General features: G+C 59.0%; 22 protein-coding genes and 1 tRNA gene. 14 read left to right on the top strand and 9 right to left on the bottom strand.

Going from position 1 to position 22,616, the window contains the following annotated elements; all coding sequences use genetic code 11:
• Positions 1-6: 6 nt before the first annotated feature.
• From EET67_RS14365 to EET67_RS14350, 4 genes are all read right to left on the bottom strand, one after another.
• The gene (locus tag EET67_RS14365) at positions 7-390 is read right to left on the bottom strand and encodes a DoxX family protein (protein ID WP_128626873.1); all 384 of its coding nucleotides are present in this window, start codon (positions 388-390) and stop codon (positions 7-9) included.
• Positions 391-547: 157 nt separating this feature from the next.
• The gene (locus EET67_RS14360; RefSeq protein WP_128626872.1) at positions 548-973 is read right to left on the bottom strand and encodes a DoxX family protein; all 426 of its coding nucleotides are present in this window, start codon (positions 971-973) and stop codon (positions 548-550) included.
• Between the two features lie 102 nt (positions 974-1,075).
• The gene (gene fumC, locus EET67_RS14355) at positions 1,076-2,473 is read right to left on the bottom strand and encodes a class II fumarate hydratase (RefSeq protein ID WP_128626871.1); all 1,398 of its coding nucleotides are present in this window, start codon (positions 2,471-2,473) and stop codon (positions 1,076-1,078) included.
• Positions 2,474-2,664: 191 nt separating this feature from the next.
• The gene (locus EET67_RS14350) at positions 2,665-2,844 is read right to left on the bottom strand and encodes a CsbD family protein (protein ID WP_128626870.1); all 180 of its coding nucleotides are present in this window, start codon (positions 2,842-2,844) and stop codon (positions 2,665-2,667) included.
• A gap of 520 nt (positions 2,845-3,364) precedes the next feature.
• Between EET67_RS14350 and lon the strand changes: the two genes are divergently transcribed.
• From lon to EET67_RS14320, 5 genes are all read left to right on the top strand, one after another.
• Positions 3,365-5,779, top strand: coding sequence for an endopeptidase La (gene lon / locus EET67_RS14340; protein WP_128626868.1), 2,415 nt, complete (start codon positions 3,365-3,367; stop codon positions 5,777-5,779).
• 188 nt (positions 5,780-5,967) lie between these two features.
• Positions 5,968-6,240: an HU family DNA-binding protein gene (locus tag EET67_RS14335; RefSeq protein ID WP_128626867.1), complete on the top strand. Its 273-nt coding sequence runs from the start codon at positions 5,968-5,970 to the stop codon at positions 6,238-6,240.
• Between the two features lie 394 nt (positions 6,241-6,634).
• Positions 6,635-8,317 (top strand): tetratricopeptide repeat protein, encoded by a 1,683-nt coding sequence (locus tag EET67_RS14330; protein ID WP_128626866.1) that lies wholly within the window; start codon positions 6,635-6,637, stop codon positions 8,315-8,317.
• The gene (locus EET67_RS14325; protein ID WP_128626865.1) at positions 8,314-8,814 is read left to right on the top strand and encodes a DUF1036 domain-containing protein; all 501 of its coding nucleotides are present in this window, start codon (positions 8,314-8,316) and stop codon (positions 8,812-8,814) included. The genes EET67_RS14330 and EET67_RS14325 overlap by 4 nt, the downstream gene beginning before the upstream one ends.
• A gap of 27 nt (positions 8,815-8,841) precedes the next feature.
• On the top strand, positions 8,842-9,654 hold the full coding sequence (locus EET67_RS14320; protein ID WP_128626864.1) for a thioredoxin domain-containing protein: 813 nt from the start codon (positions 8,842-8,844) through the stop codon (positions 9,652-9,654).
• Between the two features lie 27 nt (positions 9,655-9,681).
• On the opposite strand, the gene EET67_RS14315 is transcribed toward EET67_RS14320, so the two are convergent.
• From EET67_RS14315 to EET67_RS14305, 3 genes are all read right to left on the bottom strand, one after another.
• A complete protein-coding gene (locus EET67_RS14315; RefSeq protein WP_128626863.1) occupies positions 9,682-9,948 on the bottom strand; it encodes a hypothetical protein in 267 nt (88 codons plus the stop codon).
• A gap of 155 nt (positions 9,949-10,103) precedes the next feature.
• Positions 10,104-10,178, bottom strand: a tRNA-Val gene (locus EET67_RS14310).
• A gap of 125 nt (positions 10,179-10,303) precedes the next feature.
• On the bottom strand, positions 10,304-10,987 hold the full coding sequence (locus EET67_RS14305) for a phosphoglycolate phosphatase (protein WP_128626862.1): 684 nt from the start codon (positions 10,985-10,987) through the stop codon (positions 10,304-10,306).
• Positions 10,988-11,161: 174 nt separating this feature from the next.
• Between EET67_RS14305 and rpiA the strand changes: the two genes are divergently transcribed.
• The 4 genes from rpiA to EET67_RS14285 all read left to right on the top strand — a co-directional run bounded on the left by rpiA (position 11,162) and on the right by EET67_RS14285 (position 15,466).
• Positions 11,162-11,860, top strand: a complete 699-nt coding sequence (rpiA, locus tag EET67_RS14300) for a ribose-5-phosphate isomerase RpiA (RefSeq protein WP_128626861.1) — start codon at positions 11,162-11,164, stop codon at positions 11,858-11,860.
• A gap of 18 nt (positions 11,861-11,878) precedes the next feature.
• Positions 11,879-12,457, top strand: a complete 579-nt coding sequence (locus EET67_RS14295; RefSeq protein WP_128626860.1) for a DUF2059 domain-containing protein — start codon at positions 11,879-11,881, stop codon at positions 12,455-12,457.
• A 99-nt stretch (positions 12,458-12,556) separates the two neighbouring features.
• Entirely contained in the window at positions 12,557-13,948 is a 1,392-nt protein-coding gene (gene gor / locus EET67_RS14290) for a glutathione-disulfide reductase (RefSeq protein ID WP_128626859.1), read from the top strand.
• 144 nt (positions 13,949-14,092) lie between these two features.
• Entirely contained in the window at positions 14,093-15,466 is a 1,374-nt protein-coding gene (locus tag EET67_RS14285; RefSeq protein WP_128626858.1) for a class II 3-deoxy-7-phosphoheptulonate synthase, read from the top strand.
• Positions 15,467-15,515: 49 nt separating this feature from the next.
• Here the strand turns inward: EET67_RS14285 and EET67_RS14280 are convergent, their stop codons facing one another.
• The gene (locus EET67_RS14280) at positions 15,516-16,586 is read right to left on the bottom strand and encodes a GGDEF domain-containing protein (RefSeq protein ID WP_128626857.1); all 1,071 of its coding nucleotides are present in this window, start codon (positions 16,584-16,586) and stop codon (positions 15,516-15,518) included.
• A gap of 321 nt (positions 16,587-16,907) precedes the next feature.
• On the opposite strand from EET67_RS14280, the gene EET67_RS14275 reads away from it, so the two are divergent.
• The 5 genes from EET67_RS14275 to gltX all read left to right on the top strand — a co-directional run bounded on the left by EET67_RS14275 (position 16,908) and on the right by gltX (position 21,826).
• Positions 16,908-17,327 (top strand): GFA family protein, encoded by a 420-nt coding sequence (locus EET67_RS14275; RefSeq protein ID WP_128626856.1) that lies wholly within the window; start codon positions 16,908-16,910, stop codon positions 17,325-17,327.
• A gap of 104 nt (positions 17,328-17,431) precedes the next feature.
• Positions 17,432-18,229: a DODA-type extradiol aromatic ring-opening family dioxygenase gene (locus tag EET67_RS14270; protein WP_128626855.1), complete on the top strand. Its 798-nt coding sequence runs from the start codon at positions 17,432-17,434 to the stop codon at positions 18,227-18,229.
• A gap of 54 nt (positions 18,230-18,283) precedes the next feature.
• Positions 18,284-18,643, top strand: a complete 360-nt coding sequence (locus EET67_RS14265; protein ID WP_128626854.1) for a diacylglycerol kinase — start codon at positions 18,284-18,286, stop codon at positions 18,641-18,643.
• Positions 18,644-18,705: 62 nt separating this feature from the next.
• Positions 18,706-20,388 carry an NAD+ synthase gene (locus EET67_RS14260; protein WP_128626853.1) on the top strand — a complete coding sequence of 561 codons (1,683 nt, stop codon included), beginning with the start codon at positions 18,706-18,708 and terminating at the stop codon, positions 20,386-20,388.
• Between the two features lie 64 nt (positions 20,389-20,452).
• Positions 20,453-21,826 carry a glutamate--tRNA ligase gene (gene gltX / locus EET67_RS14255; RefSeq protein WP_128626852.1) on the top strand — a complete coding sequence of 458 codons (1,374 nt, stop codon included), beginning with the start codon at positions 20,453-20,455 and terminating at the stop codon, positions 21,824-21,826.
• Here the strand turns inward: gltX and EET67_RS14250 are convergent.
• Entirely contained in the window at positions 21,744-22,544 is an 801-nt protein-coding gene (locus EET67_RS14250; RefSeq protein WP_128626851.1) for a hypothetical protein, read from the bottom strand. The two genes, gltX and EET67_RS14250, sit on opposite strands and share 83 nt — an antisense overlap.
• Between the last annotated feature and the right edge of the window lie 72 nt (positions 22,545-22,616).

The following is a 22,616-nucleotide window of genomic DNA, read 5'->3' as shown; positions in this document are numbered from 1 at the left end:
TGGTGTCTAGCCGCGCTTGGCGTCGATGGAAAGGGAGCCCGGACCAAAAGCCGCCAGAACCAGGAAACCACCTGCCATGGCCAGGTTCTTCTGGAAATGGATGAGTTGCATGCCGTCCGCCCAGTCCATATGGGCAATCAGCGCCGTGACGATACAGAAGAGCGCAAGCAAATAGGCGGCAATGCGAGTCTGGAAACCAATCAGGATCGCGAGTCCGGCAAGCAGTTCCAACAACCCGGCAAGAACGGCCAGGACAGTCGGTGCCGGCAAGTTGTAGCTTGCGAAATATTGCGCGGTTCCGGCGATTGCTGTCAGCTTTTCAAAGCCGGCAAGAATGAAGATGATCGACAGCAGGATGCGGCCGACAAGAACGATAGCGCTGTTGGACATTGTGATTCCCCACATTATCGACGGGGGAAGGATAGCCATTTTTGGCTGGAGCGGGATAAGGAAAAAGGCGGGAGGCCGGGCTCACCCGTCCCTTGCGTTTCAGTAAAATAAAAAAAGCCCGGCCGATGAAGGCCGGGCTTTAGCTGATGTGACTATCTCAACGGCGACGGTTATCGATCGACAGAGCACCGGCGCCAAAGGCTGCGACGATAAGCAAGCCACCGACGATCGAGATGTTCTTCTGGAACAGCAGCACCTGCATCTGATCGGCGAAATCGAGATGCGCGATTGCCGTGGCTGCGAGGGTGAAGATTGCCAGTGCAATCGCGGCAATGCGCGTCTGGAAACCGACCAGAATGGCCAGGCCGCCAAAGAACTCGAGCAGACCCACGACAACCGCCGTGACCATCGGCATCGGCAAGCCGATGCTGCCGAACCAGCCGGCGGTGCCGGCAAGGCCGGTCAGCTTCGCATAGCCGGCAAGAATGAAGAGCGAGGATAAAAGGACACGCCCGACCAGGACAACGGCGGACGAAGTAGCAACGCCGGGCTTTACGACGACGGCGGTTGAATCGGTGGACATTGACATTCTCCGTGAGGGGTTGATGCCCCTCACTTAGAGAATTTCGACTGTTCACCAAAGATGGTTTTTCAGCGACACATTGTTCACAGGATGAAGGGATCCTCAGCCTGGATGTGTCATTTCCTCCGGCCGCACCAGGCGATCGTAATCGGCCTCGCTGACCAGGCCGGTCGCCAGAGCTTCTTCGCGCAGCGTGGTGCCGTTCTTGTGCGCCGTCTTGGCGATCTTGGCGGCGTTGTCATAGCCGATGGTCGGCGCAAGCGCCGTAACCAGCATCAGCGAACGTTCCAGTGCCGCCTTGATATTGTCCTCGCGCGCCTCGATGCCGACCACGCAATTGTCGGTGAAGGAGACGGCCGCGTCAGACAGGAGCTGCACCGACTGCAGGAAGTTGTAGGCCATCAGCGGATTGTAGACGTTGAGCTCGAAATGGCCCTGGCTACCGGCAAAGGTAAGCGTGGCTTGATTGCCGAAGACCTGCGCGCAAACCTGCGTCAGCGCTTCACATTGGGTCGGATTGACCTTGCCCGGCATGATCGACGAGCCGGGTTCATTCTCCGGCAGGGCCAGTTCGCCGAGGCCCGAACGCGGCCCCGAGCCGAGGAAACGGATGTCATTGGCGATCTTGAACAGGGCGGCAGCGGTCGCATTGATTGCGCCATGCGAAAACACCATCGAATCATGGGCAGCCAGCGCTTCGAACTTGTTGGGTGCGGACACGAAGTCGATGCCGGTAATCGCCGCAATGCGCGCGGCGACTTTCTCGGCAAAGCCGACCGGTGCGTTGAGCCCGGTGCCGACCGCCGTGCCGCCCTGGGCCAGTTCGCACAGGCCAGGCAGGGTGAGCTCGATGCGCTTGATCGAGGACGCGACCTGCGCCGCATAGCCGGAAAATTCCTGGCCGAGTGTCAGCGGGGTCGCGTCCTGCGTATGGGTGCGGCCGATCTTAACGATATGGTCGAAGGCCTTGGCCTTGGCATCCAGCGCGGCGTGCAGGTGCTTGAGCGCGGGGAGGAGGTCGTGAACGATGCGCTCGGCGCAGGCGATGTGCATTGCCGTCGGATAGGTGTCGTTCGACGACTGGCTCATATTGACGTGGTCGTTGGGGTGAACCGGCTTCTTGGAGCCCATCTCGCCGCCCAGCATCTCGATGGCGCGGTTGGAGATCACTTCATTGGTATTCATGTTGGACTGGGTGCCCGACCCAGTCTGCCACACCACCAGCGGGAAATGATCGTTGAGCTTGCCGTCGATGACTTCCTGGGCAGCCTTGACGATGGTTTCACCAATGGCGGGATCGAGCCGCTTCAGTTCCATATTGGCTTCCGCGCAGGCGCGCTTGACGATGCCGAGCGCCCGCACCACTGAAAGCGGCTGCTTTTCCCAGCCGATCTTGAAATTGCCGAGCGAGCGCTGCGCCTGCGCGCCCCAATAGCGATCGGCAGCTACTTCGATCGGCCCGAACGTATCGGTTTCGGTTCTTGTCTTCGGCGTAGTCACGGGCACCGTCTCCAGAAAAAGCTTTGAGGTTCGGGGACGGGCCTACCCCTTTGCATCACCGGCTTCAAGCCATGAGTGACGCCGCCTGGCGACCAAATCGGTTCAATCCGGGGAAGGGGACTTCGGCAGGCGCCAAATGCAGTGGCGGAGGCGGAATTCCTGCTCCCACCTCCGTGCACTTGCAGCTTTGCTTACAGCGCCTTCTTGACCTTTTCCTTGGCGTCGCCATAGCCCTTCTGGACCTTGCCGGCGAGCTTTTCGGTCTTGCCCTCGGCCTCGGTCTTCTTGTTGCCGGTTACTTTTCCGGCCGCTTCCTTCACGGCGCCCTTGGCCTGATTGGCCACTCCCTTCACCTGGTCCTTATTCACCATTTCCACATCTCCTGTGTTGGGTTGCCGGCCACAACGGCAAGCCAGGAGATTGGTTGCATGCAAGGGGAGAGTACAGCGTAAAATTGAAAAGGCGGGAATAAAAACGCTTCCCGCATCGCATTGAAGGATGGGGAAGCGCTTTTGTCTTTGGCGTTTTCTCGTGGATTTCTCCATTTGAAAATGCTTCCGACAGCCATGAAATGCCAAGCTTCGGGAATGGTTCCCTGCGAAATGCAATTTTTTTTGGCCGTCACGTTGATCGATGTCGATTAAAAACCGTCCGTTGCGGAAGCATCGCGGGCCGCGCAGGGCGCTTGCGTCGAAATGAGTAGATGAGCGCCATGCCTTTGAAGTCCGCTCTTGATATTTATTAGCCATGCATCCAACTAACACCCGAAAGGTAGTGGGCTGCTTTCCGTGCTGAAATCCTGTACCACCAGTGATAGGCGGAACGGTTTGCCACCGTTAAAATGAGATTCGCGGTTGGCCAAAGCGCGGCTGCGAAATGAAAGGTTGGATAATGACCAGTTTGTCCCGGTCTCCCGGCGATGCCGTTTTCGCAGTCCTCCCATTGCGCGATATCGTCGTGTTCCCGCATATGATTGTCCCACTTTTTGTCGGGCGCGAGAAATCGATCAAGGCCCTCGAAGATGTGATGGGCGCGGAAAAGCAGATCCTGCTTGCGACCCAGATGAATGCCGCCGATGACGATCCCGAGCCCGACACGATCTATGAGACGGGCACGCTCGCCAATGTGCTGCAACTGCTGAAGTTGCCGGACGGCACCGTCAAGGTGCTGGTCGAGGGCACTTCGCGCGCGCAGATCACGGGCTTTACAGATCGTGAGGACTTTCACGAGGCCAAGGCCGTCCTGCTCACCGAGCCGGACGAGGAAGAGGTCGAGGTGGAAGCGCTGGCGCGCACCGTCATCTCCGACTTCGAAAACTATGTGAAGCTCAACAAGAAGATTTCGCCCGAAGTGGTCGGTGCGGCCAGCCAGATCGACGACTATTCCAAGCTCGCCGATACGGTGGCTTCGCATCTTGCCATCAAGATCCCTGAAAAGCAGGAAATGCTCGGCACGCTGTCTGTCCGGGAGCGGCTTGAAAAGGCCATGGGCTTCATGGAAGCCGAAATTTCCGTGCTGCAGGTGGAAAAGCGCATCCGCTCGCGCGTCAAGCGCCAGATGGAGAAGACCCAGCGCGAATACTACCTCAACGAGCAGATGAAGGCGATCCAGAAGGAACTCGGCGAGGGCGAGGACGGCCGCGACGAGGTGGCCGAACTGGAGGCGCGCATCAAGAAGACGAAGCTGTCCAAGGAGGCCCGCGAAAAGGCGGACGCCGAATTGAAGAAGCTGCGTTCAATGTCGCCGATGTCGGCCGAATCCACGGTCGTGCGCAACTATCTCGACTGGCTGCTTTCGATCCCGTGGAGCAAGAACTCCAAGGTCAAGCAGGACCTCGACTTCGCCCAGGAGGTGCTCGACACCGATCATTTCGGCCTCGACAAGGTCAAGGACCGCATCGTCGAATATCTGGCCGTGCAGAGCCGCCAGAAGAAGCTGAAAGGCCCGATCCTGTGCCTCGTCGGCCCTCCCGGCGTCGGCAAGACTTCGCTCGGCAAGTCGATTGCCAAGGCGACCGGCCGCGAGTTCGTGCGCATGGCGCTTGGCGGCGTGCGCGACGAGGCCGAAATCCGTGGCCATCGGCGCACCTATATCGGCTCGATGCCCGGCAAGGTCATCCAGTCGATGAAGAAGGCCAAGAAGTCCAATCCGCTCTTCCTGCTCGACGAAATCGACAAGATGGGCCAGGACTTCCGTGGCGATCCGTCCTCGGCGCTGCTGGAGGTGCTCGATCCGGAACAGAACTCGTCCTTCATGGATCACTATCTCGAGGTCGAATACGACCTGTCGAGCGTGATGTTCGTGACGACGGCGAACACGCTGAATATCCCGGCGCCCTTGATGGACCGCATGGAGATCATTCGTATCGCCGGCTACACGGAGGATGAGAAGGTCGAGATCGCCAAGCGGCACCTGATGCCCAAGGTGATGCGCGACCACGCCCTGCAGCCGAAGGAGTTCTCGGTCTCGGACGACGCGATCCGTGCGATCATCCAGACCTATACCCGTGAAGCCGGTGTTCGTAGCCTTGAGCGTGAGTTGATGAAGCTTGGCCGCAAGGCGGTTACCGAGATCATCAAGACCAAGAAGAAGTCGGTAAAGATCACGCCGGCCAATCTCTCGGACTATCTCGGCGTTCCGCGCTTCCGCTTCGGGCAGGTCGAGGCTGACGATCAGGTCGGCGTCGTGACCGGCCTGGCGTGGACCGAGGTCGGTGGGGAACTGCTTACGATCGAAGGCGTCATGATGCCCGGCAAGGGCAAGATGACGGTGACCGGCAACCTCAAGGACGTGATGAAGGAATCGATTTCGGCGGCGGCGTCCTATGTCCACTCCCGCGCGATCGATTTCGGCATCGAGCCGCCGCTGTTCGACAAGCGCGACATCCATGTGCACGTGCCGGAAGGTGCGACGCCCAAGGATGGCCCGTCGGCTGGTGTCGCCATGGCGACGGCCATCGTCTCGGTGCTGACCGGAATTCCGGTGCGGGCCGATGTCGCGATGACCGGCGAGATCACGCTGCGCGGCAGGGTGCTGCCGATCGGCGGCCTGAAGGAGAAGCTGCTGGCGGCCCTTCGTGGCGGTATCAAGAAGGTGCTGATTCCGGAAGATAACGCCAAGGATCTGGCGGAGATTCCGGAAAACGTGAAGAGCGGCATGGAGATCATTCCGGTCGCCCGCGTGGGCGAGGTGCTACGCCATGCGCTGGTTCGCATGCCCGAGCCGATCGAGTGGGTGGAGCCTGTTGAAGCCGCAGCTTCAAAGGCCGAAACCGGTGCGGATGCGGGAAAAACGCTGGCACATTGACGATTCGGGGGCTCAATGCCGACCGTTCAAGAGAAAAGCCGGGCGAAAGCCCGGCTTTTTCGTTGAAAAACCGCGGAAAACCAGCGTTTCCATGACTTTCCCGCTTGGTTGCGGGAACGGTTCTTCCTAAAGTCCGTTTCCTGCCGGTCGAGTCGTTAGTCCCGGTCCTCTCATGGAAGGAAGTCTTTATGAACAAGAACGAACTAGTGTCTGCCGTTGCCGAAGAGGCTGGTCTGGAAAAGAACAAGGCGCAGTCCGCTGTCGAAGCCGTGTTTTCGGTGATCACCGGTGAACTGAAGAAGGGCGGAGACGTTCGTCTCGTCGGCTTTGGCAACTTCTCCGTGTCCAAGCGCGCCGCTTCAACCGGCCGCAATCCCCAGACCGGCGCGGAAGTAAAGATTCCGGCTCGCACCGTGCCCAAGTTCTCGGCCGGAAAGGGCCTCAAGGACGCCGTCAACTGATCGCAAATCAGCAGCATGAATGTGAAAAGCCGGCTTTGACCGGCTTTTCTTTTGTCCTGCAGTCAGTAGCCTGCAGGACAACGCGCAATATAACGCCGCCCCCTCAAGCCACGATAATAGCATCGGCCGGGCTCATTCGCGCTACCGATCAGCGCCCCGGCAGTAGCACCAGGCGCACCGCCGCGCTGCCCAAGCACGAGTGCCCCGAGATTAACCTCGGTCACGCATGCTCCCAGCATCCGGAAGCACGGTACATATCAATGGAAGATGGTAAGCGCCCCGTCATTTGGCGGTGTTGACGGCTCATCCGCGTGTAAATCACACTTCTGTTATTTCTGGATTGTGGATCAAGTGTTGGGCCGCAGTCAGAGCCCGAAGTCGTCGAGGTGGCGACATGCTGTTTTTTCTGCGAGGGGATGTCTGTCGCCAGGCTGCCAGAATACTGGGCATCATCGCTTTGGCCGGTTTCCTGGGCGCGTGCTTTCCCAAGACCGAGCAACCGGTATTTTCCAGCATCGACGCGGCTCCGTTTGAACGCGACGCGACTTATACGGCCAAGGGCGCAGGGCAGGGCAACTCGACTGCAACCGACACCTTGTCCTTCAGGTTCGTTGCGATCGACGGAAAGGATTTTTTGCTCGAATCCTACACCCACAAGAAAGATGGCAAGCTCGATGCAAGCCTCTACTCCGGCCGGCTGGTGAACGTCGCCCCGAATTGGTCCATCCTGGAGCTTGGCGACAATATTGGCGGCAGCGAACGGCTCTACGTACTGACGAAATGGAACAATTCGGGCTTTACGGCCTACGCGCCGCTTGACCACAAGCTTTTGTCAGCCATCGCGATGCGGCATGGGGTGGTTCTCGGCAGCCCGACGCTCAATGACGGCGGCACCTTAACCGGGGCGCTTACGCCATCCGCGCTCAAGGCGATATTTTCCGACGCAGCCGCGCATATCGATAGTGGGACGGATCCCAAACCCGCAATGCAGTTGGAATATATCTCGGTGCCGAGACTGCCCGACGATCTTGCACTGATTGGTCGGGCGCGCATTTTCAATGCCCTGACCGGCTCTTTCACCCATCGACTGCGCGCAGCGCTGCCTGAAGACCAGAAACTGGTCATGCGCTTCATGGAAAAGCTGGCGGCGGCAGGTGACCCATGGGGCAGCTATTTCCTCTCCCGGATTTACGCCAACGGGCTCGGTGTGAAGACAGACATGGGCGAAGCCAAGGCCCACGCCGAGAACGCGATTGCCCGCGGGTTCGATCGGGCAAAACTCATTCTTGGCTTCCTGCTTCGCTACACGAACAATCCAAGCAAGGAAGACAATGAGCAGGCTTTCCGCTTGTTTACGGAGGCCGCGGATGCCGGAGACCCGACGGCCATGGTCAATCTGGCCTTGATCCATCTTGATCCCAACGACCCCCACCACGACGTGCAAAAGGGTTACTCATGGCAGGAACGTGCCGCGGCGGCAGGTGACGCGAATGCGATCTATATGATCGGGCTGCGCCTTCGAGATGGTACTGGAACCACTAAATCCTCTTCCGAGGCGTTCAAGGCAATATCGGTCGCTGCACAACTGTTCCATCCCGACGCTGTCGCCGAGCTCGGCTATATGTACGAGACGGGCGAGGGCACGACAGCCGACGATACCAAGGCGATTGCGCAGTACCGCGAGGCGGCGAGGCTGGGCAACGCCTGGGCCCAATGGCAATTGGGCGACCGGCTGATGAACGGCCGAGGCGTTGCGATGGACAAGGCCACGGGCTGGGAGTGGCTGCAGAAAGCCGCGACCAATGGCTCGACTGAGGCCGCAAAGCAGCTGGGTCAGTCGCCCAAACCCGATAGCGAACTGGGCCAGATCGAACAACTTGCCTTGGCATTTCTGGACGGGGAAAGGGCTCTGACGAACAGGGAGTTCGACAGGCAGCGTCAGGCAACACTGTGCGCGGAGATCGGCAGGCGTTGCAAGCTCAACAGGAACGGCATGGCATTGGTGGAGTTCCAGCATCGGTCCGGATGGTATTTCGCTGACGGGACCGTGGCTCCCCAGCAGGATTGGCCGCAATGAAGAAGACTGGCTGGAAGCTTATCGTAGTTGCCCTTTCGGCCATCGCCTGGACTGAGGCCGGGGCACAGGAGATCAAGGTCTGCAATAACGGCGAGGCTGAGGTCTCCTATGCCATTTTGGCGACAACAAGCCTGGTTAATCTGGGCGATCCTGAGTGGACGGCGCATGGCTGGTACATGATGAAACCTGGCGAGTGCCAGCCTGTCACCCGAGGTGATGGGCGAAGGGAGGCCTTCCTGTCGGTACGGTCGATCAACAAGGACGGCCTGTCGAGCCTCAACAGCTATGTGATCAAGGATATCCCTGCGTCCAACTTCAGCGACAACAGCCTGTCCACCGGAGCCGAGCGTGTGTTCTGTGTCTCTAGCTCCAGTTTCCGGCGGCCGGAGAAGTCTCTGCAAGATCACGAATCCTGCCCTCAGGGCTACCACGAGCAGGTTTTCAACCTCTATTTCTTCAGCAGGGGCATGGTCGATTTCACGGTGAACCTCAAGTGACCGGGACCGCTCCCGAAAGGGTGGCATATGTGGTTCAAGCAGCTAAGGAAGCGTATTCCAACCCGATTGAAGGGCGCCTTGCTGTTCGTTGGTGCGGCCTTGCTCCTGCAACCTGGACAGGCGGCAGGCCAATCTCGTGCTGAAATCGCCAAATCCTTGGAGGAACTCTCGAAGGCGGCGGAGTCTACCGCAGCTTTCATGAAGCTCTATCGCGACTATAACGAGGCTTTGCGGTTGGCGCGAACCCGGCCGTCTTCGTCCGATACACTTGATGAAGTCCGGCTCGGTGAGGAGATAGAATTCGGCAATCCCTCTGCGCCGGAGATTGCGGTTGTCTTCCTTGACTATGAGTGCAGCCATTGCGCTCCCAGCCGCGACTTTATTGCCAGCCTGGAAACGCCTGGAGCGAGGGATCTGCGCGTTGTGGTTCGCTTTCCGGCGAGCGGCAATCTGATTAAGGATTCTGCCAACGTCCTCCTGCATTGCATTTACGACCGTTCGCCGAGGACATTCTTGGCAGCATTTTCATATCTTGGCTCAAACCCGCCGCGATCACAGGACAACCTCATGACTTTTATGCAGGCAGCAGGGTTCCTCTCAAGTGACTACGAGCACTGCTTGGGAGGCACCAGGGCGATGCAACGCATGTTGCATGTCTATCGATACAATATCGAACTCTACGGCGCTTGCCTGTTGGTGGGATGCAGCACCATGGTGGACGCCTCTGGTGAAGTCGTTAGCACGGTCGGGATTCCGCTGGCCATATTCGGCACGAATCCGACAATTGGCGACAGTTTCAGGATTGCATCGGCCAAATCCGTTGCCCACTGGTGGCAATGAGTTCCCAGCCTACATGAATATGAGCCGTTATCTTTGCCCGGCTGGAGGCATCAGCTTGCAGTTTTCAGGCGAGGGGCAGGCGGCGGCATATAAGAGCGACGCATAAAAGCTCGCCGAGAGAGAAACCGTGAAGCGATCGAAAGCCCTGTGCACCTCTGGCAAGGAGGCCAAAACCATTGGCGCGTCGATCATCGGGCACAGAATTGGCTGTCGCCACGCTTCCATCGTGCCCGGAGCCTCTGGCGTGCCAAACGAAACCAGCGTGGCAGTCAAATAGGCTGTGCAGAGAAGCATCGACGCCCTCCATGACCCTGCAATTGCTGCCGCATATGGCTGGACTTTAGGGAAATCCAGCGTTCCAGCGAATATCCTAGAAATTATTAGGCGGTAGCTATTTCGAGGTAGGGGCAGGGATGACGGCGCACGTCTCCGGCGTGGCGACAAGGCAATGGTGGGCGATACTGGGATTGAACCAGTGACCCCACCCGTGTGAAGGGTGTGCTCTCCCGCTGAGCTAATCGCCCGCTTGCCAGGAGCATGATCCAGATCGGAAGGATCATGCCTCAATTCGAAGGTTGCAGCGCCTTTGCGCTACACGGCCAAGCGAGCCGCGATATAAGGTGCGGGCATGACCGAAGTCAAGGACTGATCAAGCTTGTCCTGCTGCAATTAGCCGTTGGGCCAGGTCCAGCGTCAATTCATCGAAATGCGAGATGACTTTCGACGGTTCGAATTCACGGACATGGCGCTCCGTGTAGCCGAAATCCACCGCAACAACCGGAATTCCGGCTGCCTTGGCCGTGTCGATGTCGGTCTGGGAATCACCGATCATCACAGCGTGCCTTGCGTCGCCGCCGGCCTTGGCAATCGTTTCGGTCAGATGCCGCGGATCGGGCTTGCGGAAAGCAAATGTATCCTGGCCACAGATTGCCGCGAAATAGGTATTGAGGCCGAGTTCCAGAATCAGCTTGTGGGAGAAACCTTCGGTCTTGTTGGTGCAGATCGCCAGCAGGAAGCCTGCCTGGGTGAATCGATCCAGCGCCATGAGCACGCCGGGGTAAGGTTGGGACTTGCCGGGGATATTCACGCCGTAATGGTCCATGAACAGCGAATAGAGCCGGTCGTGCTCATCGGGCTCCAACGCCCGCTGTTGCGCGGCGTAGGCACGCTCGATCATCACCTTGCCGCCAAAGCCGACATAAGAGCGGAATCCGATGGCATCGGTTTGCGGCAGCCCGCCCACATCGAGGCAATGGTTGAGGCTGTCCATCAGGTCAGGCGCCGTATCCACCAATGTTCCGTCGAGATCGAAGACAATGATGGGGCGTGTCATGGCGCGTCCTGCTCTGTTACCGATGATTTGCCGCTTCCAGCAAAGGCTTGACCGCGCATAGCCCGTACGCCCTTTTCATGCAAGTTGAAGCGTCCTGCGGGCCGTAAGCGGCAGAAAGCCTTTGCCGTGCCGCCCAGAAATGATAGGAGCGCGAAGTGGAGCAAGGACGGCCAGATGAACGCACGGACTTTGAAGATCGAGGCGGCGCGTGTTGCGCTGGAGCATGTAACGGACGGGATGCGGCTGGGCATCGGCACGGGATCGACGGCCGAGGAATTCGTCCGGCTGCTTGCCGAAAAGGTCGCCGCCGGCATGACCATCATCGGCGTACCGACGTCGGAGCGCACCGCAGCACTTTGCCGTGAGCTTGGCGTCCCGCTTTCGACCCTCGATGAGACGCCCGAACTCGACCTGACGATCGACGGGGCAGATGAAATCGATCCCGACCTTGCGCTGGTCAAGGGTGGCGGCGGTGCGTTGCTGCGCGAAAAAATCGTCGCAAGCGCATCGGCGTCCATGATCGTCATTGCCGACGAAACCAAGATGGTCGACACGCTCGGCCGGTTTCCACTGCCGATCGAAGTCAACCCCTTCGGGCTCAAATCAACCGAACTGGCGATCACCCGCCTTGCCGAACAACTTGGACTGAAAGGCCCGCTGACATTGCGGATGACGCAGGGCGAGCCTTTTGTTACAGACGGTGGACATTTTATTCTCGATGCATCTTTTGGCCGTATTCCCGATCCAAGAGCGCTGTCTACTGGTCTTCACGCCGTTCCGGGGGTCGTCGAGCACGGTCTGTTCCTGGGGTTGGCCAAGGCCGCTATCGTTGCCGGCGCGGACGGCGTCAAAACGGTCCATGCGACCCGATAAACAGGAGTCTTACCCATCATGACGTTGGTTACCCGCGCTCGCCGCCTTTCCATTGTTCTGGCAGCATCGGCATTTGCCGCGATTTCCACGCCTTCTTTCGCCCAGGATATCTCCGAGGAGCACCTCAAGGCCGCGCGCGCGGCAGTGGATGCCATCAACGCGACCGACATCTATGACAGCATATTGCCGGGGGCGGCCGCCACGCTGAAGGCGGAACTCATCCAGAAGAATCCGGATCTCCAGGCAGTCATCACCGCCACGGTTGACGCGACGACGCTGAAACTTGCCGGCCGCCGCGCGGATCTGGAGAAAGAGGCAGCCCTTGCTTATGCACGGGTCTTCTCGATCGAGGACCTGAACGGCATCGCCGCCTTCTACAATTCGGCCCCGGGAAAGAAATTGCTGGCCGATGGTCCGATTGTGACGCGCGAGGTCGGCAAGGCCGCCGACATATGGCAGCGCGGCATTGCCCGTGATCTGGCTGAAGAAACCAGCAAGGCCATTGCGGAGGAGTTGAAGGACAAGTCGGCGCCGGTGACCGGTGATCCGACTCCAGCGCCTGATGCCGCGACGCCGACGCCGGCTCCCGCCAACTGACACGATTGGACACCTGGAATTGAAGCCCGGCTCTTGCCGGGCTTTTTATTTGGCGGCCACGGTCTTAACTGTGGCTGATATGGCTTTCCGGAGACAATCATGACTGAATATGACTACGACCTCTTCGTCATTGGCGGCGGCTCCGGCGGTGTACGTGCCGCACGGGTTGCTGCCTCCCTCGGAAAGCGGGTGGCGATTGCGGAAGAATATCGGTTCGGCGGCACCTGCGTCATTCGCGGTTGCGTGCCGAAGAAGCTGTATGTCTATGCATCGCAATTCCCCGAGCATTTCGAGGATGCCGCCGGTTATGGCTGGAGCCTCGAGCCCGCACGGTTCGACTGGCGCAAGCTCGTCGCCAACAAGGACCGCGAGATCGCCCGCCTTGAGAACATCTACGGCAAGAATGTCGAAGGGGCCGGAGGCGAAATATTCCACACCAGGGCGACTATTGTCGACCGGCATACGATTCTGCTCGTGAACGAGGATCGTATCGTCACCGCCGACCAGATTCTCATCGCCACCGGCGGCAGGCCAAATCCGCATGTTGCGCTGCCGGGTCACGAGCGCTGCATCTATTCCGACGAAGCATTCGACCTTGCCGAATTGCCGAAAGCGATCGTGATCGCCGGCGGCGGCTACATAGCCGTCGAATTTGCCAATATCTTCCATGGGCTGGGCGTGCAGACGACCCTGGTCTATCGCGGCAAGGAGATATTGGGCCGCTTCGATATGGATTTGCGGCGAGCTCTGCACGAAACCATGGAGGCCAAGGGCATCCGGATCCTGTGCCAGGAAATATTCACAGCCATCGACAAGCGGCCTGACGGACGGCTCGATGCGCATCTGCAGGGCGGGGAGGTACTGACCGTCGACCAGGTCATGCTGGCTCTTGGCCGCATCCCCAATACCGAGGACCTTGGCCTTGAAGCGGCAGGCGTCGAGCGTGGCAAGAGCGGTGAGATCATCGTCGATGATTTCTCCCGAACCAATATCGACAATATCTGGGCTATTGGCGACGTGACCAATCGCGTCCAACTGACGCCGGTAGCCATCCATGAAGCCATGTGTTTCGTGGAGACCGCATTCAAGAACAATCCGACCCGGCCGGATCACGACTGCGTGCCGACCGCGGTGTTCTCGCAGCCCGAAATCGGCACCGTCGGCCTGTCGGAAGACGATGCAGCCAAGCGCTACGCGAAGCTCGAAATCTACCGGGCCTCCTTCCGCCCAATGCGCCACACGCTATCGGGCCGCGCTGAAAAGATGCTGATGAAGCTGGTGGTAGATGCCGAGACCCGGCGGGTCGTCGGCGCCCATGTTCTCGGGCCAGATGCCGGCGAAATGGCCCAACTTCTCGGCATTCCCATCAAGGCCGGGCTGACCAAGGACGATTTCGATTGCACCATGGCCGTCCATCCGACCGCGGCAGAAGAACTGGTGACGATGTACAAGCCGACCTACCGCATCGAAAACGGTGAAAGGGTCGACTAGGAGCGGCGACAATTTCGCGCTTTTCGCACTGCCCAAAGGCGGGGTAGAATAGCGCGGCCGCTTCCTGTAATAGAGCCGCAATTCCCGCCAAATGGCAAAGACTGCCGGGCAAGTTTGCCGGCAAGAAGAACGTTAGGTACGACGATGACGAAATGGTCCCCGAACTCGTGGAGAAGCAAGCCGATCAGCCAGGTTCCGGCCTATCCGGACAAGGCTGTCCTGCAGGAGACCGAGGCGCGTCTGGCGACCTTTCCGCCGCTGGTTTTTGCAGGTGAGGCGCGCAAGCTGAAGAAGCAGTTGGCACAGGTGGCAGCCGGCGAGGCGTTCCTGTTGCAGGGTGGCGATTGCGCCGAGAGCTTTGCCGAACACGGCGCCGACAATATTCGCGACTTCTTCCGCGTGTTCCTGCAGATGTCCGTGGTGCTGACCTTTGCGGGCGCGCAGCCGGTCGTGAAGGTTGGCCGCATTGCCGGGCAGTTCGCCAAGCCACGCTCGTCCGACAATGAGACGCGCGACGGCGTGACCCTGCCGAGCTATCGCGGTGACATCATCAACGGCATCGAATTCGACGCCGCCTCGCGTATTCCCGATCCGGCGCGCCAGACGATGGCTTATCGGCAATCAGCCGCGACTCTCAACCTGCTGCGCGCCTTCGCACAGGGCGGCTATGCCAGCCTTGAGAATGTGCATAGCTGGATGCTCGGTTTCGTTTCCGACAGCCCGCAGGGCGAGCGCTATGCCGCTTTGGCGAGCCGCATTACCGAGACGATGAATTTCATGAGCGCAATCGGCATCTCGTCGGAGACCAATTATTCGCTGCGAGAGACCGACTTCTACACCAGTCATGAGGCCCTGCTGCTGGGCTATGAAGAGGCCTTGACCCGTGTCGATTCCACCTCAGGCGACTGGTATGCCACCTCCGGCCACATGATCTGGATCGGCGACCGCACTCGTCAGCCGGATCAGGCGCATATCGAATATTGCCGCGGCATCAAGAATCCGCTTGGCCTGAAATGCGGCCCCTCGATAAGCCCCGATGGCCTGCTGGAACTGATCGATCTGCTCAACCCGGAAAACGAACCGGGCCGGCTGACGCTGATCGCGCGTTTCGGAGCCGACAAGGTTGGCGAACATCTGCCCAAGCTGGTGCAGGCGGTGAAGAAGGAAGGGCGCAACGTCGTCTGGTCCTGCGACCCGATGCACGGGAATACGGTCACGGCGGCTGGCTACAAGACACGGCCTTTCGACCGGATTCTGCGTGAGGTTCAGGGTTTCTTCGATATCCACCGCGCCGAAGGCACTCACCCCGGCGGCATCCATATCGAGATGACCGGCAAGAACGTAACCGAGTGCACCGGCGGCGCACGTGCCGTTCGCGATGAGGACCTTCAGAACCGCTACCACACGCATTGCGATCCGCGCCTCAATGCCGACCAGGCGATAGAACTTGCTTTCCTGGTTTCGGAATTGCTCAAGACGAAGACCGGCGGAGCAGAAAAGAAGGCGGCAAACGCCTGATAGGCAAGGGCGCCGCCACGTCGGCGCCCTTCCGCCTTTGCGGCTGCTGTCAGTCCTTCCTGTAGAGCAGCCAATTCTTTCCGCCGACTTCCGGCAGGCTTGAAAATCTGGTCACTCGATTGCGCCCGTCGAGCTTGGAGCGATAAAGCGCCCGGTCGGCTTTTGCATACAGATCGTCAGCGCTGTTGGCCTCTGACGCCATGCACATTCCCATCGAGATGGTCACCGGCCCGCAATCCATGCCGGATTGCGCGCTCACGAAACGCGTCTGCTCGATCAGCAGGCGAATGTTGTCGGCAAGCTCGAATGTAGACTGCTCGGTCGTTCCTTCGACGATAAGCGCGAATTCTTCCCCGCCCGTTCTGGCAACAAACATGTCGTCACGCGTGCTGCTGCGGAAAATGTCGGCGATGATTTGGAGAATCCTGTCGCCTGCCGGGTGGCCGTGACGGTCGTTGATGTCCTTGAACCAGTCGATATCGGCAAGGATGAGCGCATTGAAGAGGATGGCACGGTTGCTGTTGTAAAGTTCGGCAATCCTCTTGTCGAAGGCCCGGCGATTCCAGATATGGGTGAGGGGGTCAGTGTCGGCCAGGCGCTTATATTCCTCAAGCTTGGACTTGAGGTTTTCAAGTTCTGCTGATTTCTCGCCAAGCACATTGGCAGCCTGCTTGCCCTGGTCGATCTTTGCGGCGGTCGCCGAAGACATCGCGTTGGCGATCTTTTGCAGCAGATCCTTGGTCAGTGAGCTACGGCTGTTGAGCCCATCCGAGGTCTGATCCAGGATCTGACCATATTTTTCGAGATGGCCGCGTTCCTTGCGCAATATGGACGCAACGTCTTCGAGTTCCCGTGCAATGATCTCGCGGGCGTGTTCGACGACGCTCTGGCTGTGATTTTGCGCAAAGTATTTTTGGCTTATCGCATCGAGTTGCGCCTGTGTGGGGTGTTCGCCCAGCGCAAGAACCTCCAGGCTTAGTCGTGGATTGGAACCTGAGAGCGCTTCGTAGAAAATCTCGTAATTACGAGGCAGCCCGACGACGCCGATCTGGCGCAGGGTTGCTACGACGTTTTCCGGTAAATCATAACCTTGCTTGGCGGGAGCAATAACAGTCTGCATCTTTGCTCCGGTTCACGTCGATCCTAATCGACCAAAACTTCAGCGTGCAGCGAATCCTTGCCTGGACTCACGATGCCATACGCAATTCGGCTTTAATCTGGTAATTACATTAAATGCAACTGGACTAAGGTTTTCTTAATTCAGAAAAACCGACAATTACAGAACTATTCGCGTCGAATGTCCGGGGTTTTTGAAAACCAATCCGCATTATGATCGGGCGAATAGATTTATATTGAACGGAAAGCTGACGGTCTGCTCCGTTCTTTGTATGGTTGACTGAAAACACATAAGGGAATTTATATATAACCATAAGGGTGGAAAATGAATAAGCAACGAAGCGGATCTTGCGGCTGCGGAGCTGTCAATTTCACAGTTACCGGATCGGTTCGTGACGTCATTTACTGTCATTGTTCGCAGTGCCGGAAGCAGACCGGTCATTTCTATGCCGCAACCAATGTGGCTGACAGCGATATAAGCGTGCAGGGCGTCGAAAATGTCACCTGGTATCATAGCTCTGCTGTCGCCCGACGCGGGTTTTGCCGTGTCTGCGGTTCGGCATTGTTCTGGAAACTCGATGGACTCGATACAATTTCCGTGATGGCCGGCGCGTTCGACACACCCTCGGGGCTCAAGGGAGAATGTCATATTTTCGTGGCCGACAAGGGCGACTACTACGAAATCGATGATGGATTGCCGCAATTTCCTCAGTCCACGCCTGCCATTAAAGTAGCAGGCGACTGAACGAGTTTTCCCGCGCTGCTCGCAATCGTTGAACAGTTTGTCGAGGATGAGCGCTCTGCCGCATTGGGTCGATGCGGCGTATATTCAGGGTCAAGGAGATTTCAATGACCCAGATGCCGACGCTGTTCATTTCCCATGGCGGACCCAATATCGTGCTGAGCGATACGCCTGCGCGCCACTACATCGAGAGCATTTCCTCGCTGATGCCTCGCCCCAAAGCGATCGTGATCGTCTCGGCTCATTTCGAGACAAATGGCGTCGCCGTGGTATTCGACCCGAAGCCTGAAATGATCTATGATTTCGGTGGCTTCGCGCCGGAATTGTATCAGATGGTTTATCCAGCTCAAGGCAACCCGGCGCTTGCCGCTCAGGTGTTCGGACTGCTTCAGGATGCCGGACTTGAGCCGCAGCGGGTTGAAAAGCGCGGCTATGATCACGGCACATGGACACCGATGCTGCTGGCCTTTCCTGCAGCCGACATCCCGATCGTACAGGTCTCTATCGACCCAAGCCGCGATGCCGCCTGGCACTACTCACTTGGACAGGCACTGAGCGGATTGCGCGACGAGGGTGTGCTTCTGATCGGCTCCGGGCATATCACCCATAATCTGCGCGCTTATTTTTCGATCATGCGCCAGGGCACCCGGCCGGACCCCGCGCTTTCTGGCCAGGTAAGCGCATTTACCGAGTGGTTTGCCGAGAAATTCGCAGAAAATGACACGAAATTGCTCCTGAATTGGAAGAAATTGGCACCGTTTCCCGACGAAAACCATCCGAGTGACGAACATTTGATGCCGATTTTCTTCGCTTATGGGGCGGCGGGCGCATCGCCGCTTGCCAAGCGAGTCCACGATTCGAAGGATCACGGCTTTTTCGCCAATGATTCCTATCTGTTCCAGTAGGAATGGATACTCTAATGATCCCCTTTCCGGTGAATCGGCAGGGGACCATGCGCGATGGAACGTCTGATCAAAGCCTTTCGCAATTCGGTGCGGGCCTTCAGCCGGCTTATCCGTCATGAAACCGCGTTCCAGCAGGAAGTGATCCTGCTGGCGCTTGCCATTCCGGCCGCGTGGCTGATCGCCACGACATGGCGTGGCTTCGCACTGCTTCTTGGCGCCATCCTGCTTCTGATCCTGGTCGAGGTCCTGAATACCGGGATCGAGGCGGCCTGCGACGCTGTCAGCCGTGAATTCAACATCGATATACAGCTTGCCAAGGACTGCGGCTCGCTGGCCGTGCTGATCTCCATCGTGATTGCCGCAGGGGTCTGGGGCCTCGCCATTGTCGAAAGGCTGGCAGGCACCCCGCTGTGATGGCGCCTTGTGCGTGAAGCGTCGCCATTGCCGCTCACGCTTCGTCACGCTAAACCGCTGTCATGACGAAAAATCACGTGCCAGACGTTCTTCGCATCGCTGTCGCTCAGCTTAATCCGGTCGTCGGCGACATTGCCGGCAACCTCGCCAAGGCACGCGAGGCGCGTGCCGAAGCGGCCCGCCACGGCGCTGACCTGATACTTTTCACCGAACTGTTCATCGCCGGATACCCGCCCGAGGACCTGATCCTGAAACCGGCCTTCCTGACTGCCTGCGAACGGGCAGTGGAGGATCTTGCCGGGGAGACAGGGGACGGCGGTCCCGGTGTCATCATTGGCACGCCGCTCAAGCGCGAGAGCGGCACGCATAATTCGGTGGTCGTTGCCGATGGCGGCAAGATCATCGCCGAACGCTACAAGCTCGACCTGCCGAATTATGGCGAGTTCGACGAGAAACGCGTGTTCCAGCCCGGCCCTGAAATGCCCGGACCGGTGAATTTTCGCGGCGTGCGGATCGGAATTCCGATCTGCGAGGATCTCTGGGGCGACCTTGGCGTCTGCGAGACCTTGGCCGAGTCCGGCGCGGAAATCCTGCTGGTGCCTAATGGCTCGCCCTATTATCGCGGCAAAATCGACGTGCGCCAGCAGGTCGTCATCCGGCAGGTGATCGAAACGGGTCTGCCGATCCTCTACGCAAACCAACTCGGCGGCCAGGACGAACTTGTCTTCGACGGTGCCTCCTTTGCCATTTCCGCACGAAAGACGCTCGCCTTCCAGATGAGCCAATTCGAGGAGGCCGTAGTAGTCACGACATGGAAGCGCGAGCGCGAAGGATGGGTCTGCGCGGATGGGCCGATGTCGAAAATCCCGGAGAAGGAAGAAGCCGACTACCGCGCCTGCATGCTTGGCTTGCGCGACTATGTGAACAAGAACGGTTTCAAGAATGTGGTGATCGGCCTGTCAGGCGGCATCGATTCCGCAATCTGTGCAGCGTTGGCGGTCGATGCGCTTGGCGAAGACCGGCTTCATGCCGTCATGATGCCCTACCGCTACACGACGAAGGACTCGCTCAAGGATGCCGAGGACTGCGCCAGGGCGCTTGGCTGCCGCTATGACATTGTTCCGATCTTTGAGCCTGTCGAGGGCTTCAGCCACGCGCTGACGCAGCTTTTCGAGGGAATGAGTGAGGGAATTACCGAGGAGAATTTGCAGTCTCGCGCCCGCGGTACGATCCTGATGGCCATTTCCAACAAGTTCGGCTCCATGGTGGTGACCACTGGCAACAAGTCCGAAATGTCGGTCGGCTATGCCACGCTTTATGGCGACATGAATGGCGGCTTCAACCCGATCAAGGACCTGTACAAGATGCAGGTCTACGCATTGTCGCGCTGGCGCAATACGCATGTGCCGCCGGGGGCTTTAGGCCCGTCGGGCGAAGTCATTCCGCAACACGTCATCGACAAGGCGCCATCGGCCGAATTGCGGCCGGACCAGACCGATCAGGACTCGCTGCCGCCTTATCCGATGCTCGACGATATTCTGGAGTGTCTGGTCGAAAACGAGATGAGTGTCGATGACATCGTTGCGCGGGGCCATGACCGCGAAACCGTGCACAGGATCGAGCATCTCCTCTACATCGCCGAATACAAGCGCCGGCAGGCCGCACCGGGCGTGAAAATCACGAAAAAGAACTTCGGACGCGACCGCCGCTACCCGATCACCAATCGGTTTCGGGATCGCACCTGATTCCCGCCCGTCCGGCGGCTCATCCGGCCTTGCCAAGGCCATATCCATCCGCTAACCCGCAAAGATGACCGTAACCGTCCGTTTCGCCCCGTCTCCGACGGGCCATATCCATATCGGCAACGCGCGAACCGCGCTGTTCAACTGGCTTTTCGCCATGAAGAACAACGGACGCTTTATCCAGCGCTTCGACGATACGGACGTCTTGCGCTCCAAGCAGGAATACGCCGATGCAATCCTCTATGATCTGCATTGGCTCGGCATTTTTCCCGATGCGACAGATTATCAATCAAGACGTTTCGGCGTTTATGACGCCGCGGTAGAAAAGCTGAAGGCCGCCGGCCTGCTCTATGCCTGCTATGAGACGCCGGAAGAGCTCGAATTGCGCCGCAAGGTTCGTCTGTCGCGGAAGCTCCCGCCGGTTTACGGGCGCGAAGCGCTGAAGCTGACAGGCGAGGAGCGCGAGGCGCTGGAAGCACAGGGTCGTAAGCCGCATTGGCGTTTCCTGCTGCCCAATTTCCGCGAGAATCCCTTCGAAACCGAGCGCACGGAAATCCGGTGGACCGATGTCGTGCGCGGTGAGGAAACCGTCGATCTCGCGTCGCTGTCCGATCCGGTGCTGGTGCGCGAGGACGGCACCTATCTTTATACGCTGCCGTCTGTCGTAGATGACATCGACATGGGCGTCACCCACATCATCCGTGGCGACGATCATGTCACCAATACTGGTGTGCAAATCGCACTGTTTCAGGCGCTCGGTGCCGAGGCGCCGGCTTTCGGTCATCACAACCTCCTGACCACCAGCAGCGGGGAGGGACTTTCCAAGCGAACCGGTGCCTTGTCGATCGGCGGGTTGCGTGAAAGCGGCCTGGAACCGATGGCGGTAGCCTGCCTGGCCGTGCTCATCGGAACGTCCGAGAATGTCGTGGCCGTACCGAAGATGTCGGAGCTTGCAGCACTTTTCGAACCGACCGCGACCTCGAAATCCGCCTCGAAATTCGATCCGGCCGATCTCGTCGTACTCAATCGGTCGCTGCTTCACAACATGCCGTTTGCCGAGGCGCAGGACAGGCTGTCGGCGCTGGGTGTTTCCGGTGAGCGTGCCGAGCCGTTCTGGCTGGCGGTGCGAGGCAATATCGAAAAGCTGCCTGAGGCTGCCAATTGGTGGCGCGTCGTCACTCAGGGACCACAGGAGAGCGTCGATCTGCCCGAAAACGACCGTAGTTTCGTCAGCGAGGCGTTCGATCTGCTGCCGCCGGAACCGTGGGATGGCACAACCTGGAAGACATGGACGAACGCCGTGAAGGACGCGACCGGCCGCAAGGGCAAGGCGCTTTTCATGCCGCTGCGTCTGTCGCTTACCGGACTTGCCTCGGGGCCGGAGCTTGCAGATCTATTGCCGCTCCTGGGTCGGGAAGGAACGTTGGCCCGACGACCCTGACTTTTCTATCCGGGTCCGGCTGATGCGGGATCGCATCCTCGGGGCGCTGCTGTTGTGCCGCGGGCTTGGGCGGCGTTGCCGTGTCCGGCGCGATGATGGAGGGCGATGGGCGGGGCGACGTCATATCCCGGTCCGCCTGCGGCGGCTGCTCCCTGATGATTTCGAAACTTCCGGCACCAGAGCGTATCGGCGCGTCACCGGATATTCCGGCGCTTTGATCTTTTTCTGGAGCAGCAACCGCATCGTTTTCAATCGATGGGCCGAAAATCTCCTCGACCAGTTCGGCATTGCCGCTGTCGTTCGCCTGGCCGGTGTCGCAGCCATTCGCCGCAAGCAGCGCCAGTAACCGGTCGTCAGCGCTTCTGGCACCGCTTCTGGCCGACGATCTGTCACGCTGGCGCAGCAATTTATCGAGATTGCGCTCCATGTGCTCAATTCGGGCATTGAGCTTGGCGCAGTAGCGGATACCGGCGCCGACCATCGAAAATCCGCAGCCGGCCTCCGCTGTCCTGTCGCGGGCGAGCAGCAGCTGCTCGCGCTGCTCCGCAATTGCGGTGTCATATACGCCGACATGAGCCGAGCCACCGACAAGCTGCCCGGTTGCCAGTTGCGCCTCAAGCTGGCTGCACAGGTCGGAGGCGGCATGGACCACTGGCGCCTGGATGGCGAACCCGATCCAGACTGCGAGCGGTGCAACCAATCCTTTCCAACCGGCCATTTCAGCCCTTGCTACCGGTCATGGCTTTATCCGTTACTATGTCCTGTGTCGGTTAAGCGTTTATTCTCCGCA

Source organism: Borborobacter arsenicus, assembly GCF_003934165.1.
GTDB lineage: Bacteria > Pseudomonadota > Alphaproteobacteria > Rhizobiales > Rhizobiaceae > Pseudaminobacter > Pseudaminobacter arsenicus.
This window is presented reverse-complemented; position numbering and strand designations above follow the sequence as displayed.

Coding starts and splice junctions, on each gene's coding strand:
- EET67_RS14365 (WP_128626873.1), bottom strand. CDS start 390: ATGTCCAACAGCGCTATCGTTCTTGTCGGCCGCATCCTGCTGTCGATC.
- EET67_RS14360 (WP_128626872.1), bottom strand. CDS start 973: ATGTCCACCGATTCAACCGCCGTCGTCGTAAAGCCCGGCGTTGCTACT.
- EET67_RS14350 (WP_128626870.1), bottom strand. CDS start 2,844: ATGGTGAATAAGGACCAGGTGAAGGGAGTGGCCAATCAGGCCAAGGGC.
- lon (WP_128626868.1), top strand. CDS start 3,365: ATGACCAGTTTGTCCCGGTCTCCCGGCGATGCCGTTTTCGCAGTCCTC.
- EET67_RS14335 (WP_128626867.1), top strand. CDS start 5,968: ATGAACAAGAACGAACTAGTGTCTGCCGTTGCCGAAGAGGCTGGTCTG.
- EET67_RS14330 (WP_128626866.1), top strand. CDS start 6,635: ATGCTGTTTTTTCTGCGAGGGGATGTCTGTCGCCAGGCTGCCAGAATA.
- EET67_RS14325 (WP_128626865.1), top strand. CDS start 8,314: ATGAAGAAGACTGGCTGGAAGCTTATCGTAGTTGCCCTTTCGGCCATC.
- EET67_RS14320 (WP_128626864.1), top strand. CDS start 8,842: ATGTGGTTCAAGCAGCTAAGGAAGCGTATTCCAACCCGATTGAAGGGC.
- EET67_RS14315 (WP_128626863.1), bottom strand. CDS start 9,948: ATGCTTCTCTGCACAGCCTATTTGACTGCCACGCTGGTTTCGTTTGGC.
- EET67_RS14305 (WP_128626862.1), bottom strand. CDS start 10,987: ATGACACGCCCCATCATTGTCTTCGATCTCGACGGAACATTGGTGGAT.
- rpiA (WP_128626861.1), top strand. CDS start 11,162: ATGAACGCACGGACTTTGAAGATCGAGGCGGCGCGTGTTGCGCTGGAG.
- EET67_RS14295 (WP_128626860.1), top strand. CDS start 11,879: ATGACGTTGGTTACCCGCGCTCGCCGCCTTTCCATTGTTCTGGCAGCA.
- gor (WP_128626859.1), top strand. CDS start 12,557: ATGACTGAATATGACTACGACCTCTTCGTCATTGGCGGCGGCTCCGGC.
- EET67_RS14285 (WP_128626858.1), top strand. CDS start 14,093: ATGACGAAATGGTCCCCGAACTCGTGGAGAAGCAAGCCGATCAGCCAG.
- EET67_RS14280 (WP_128626857.1), bottom strand. CDS start 16,586: ATGCAGACTGTTATTGCTCCCGCCAAGCAAGGTTATGATTTACCGGAA.
- EET67_RS14275 (WP_128626856.1), top strand. CDS start 16,908: ATGAATAAGCAACGAAGCGGATCTTGCGGCTGCGGAGCTGTCAATTTC.
- EET67_RS14270 (WP_128626855.1), top strand. CDS start 17,432: ATGACCCAGATGCCGACGCTGTTCATTTCCCATGGCGGACCCAATATC.
- EET67_RS14265 (WP_128626854.1), top strand. CDS start 18,284: ATGGAACGTCTGATCAAAGCCTTTCGCAATTCGGTGCGGGCCTTCAGC.
- EET67_RS14260 (WP_128626853.1), top strand. CDS start 18,706: ATGACGAAAAATCACGTGCCAGACGTTCTTCGCATCGCTGTCGCTCAG.
- gltX (WP_128626852.1), top strand. CDS start 20,453: ATGACCGTAACCGTCCGTTTCGCCCCGTCTCCGACGGGCCATATCCAT.
- EET67_RS14250 (WP_128626851.1), bottom strand. CDS start 22,544: ATGGCCGGTTGGAAAGGATTGGTTGCACCGCTCGCAGTCTGGATCGGG.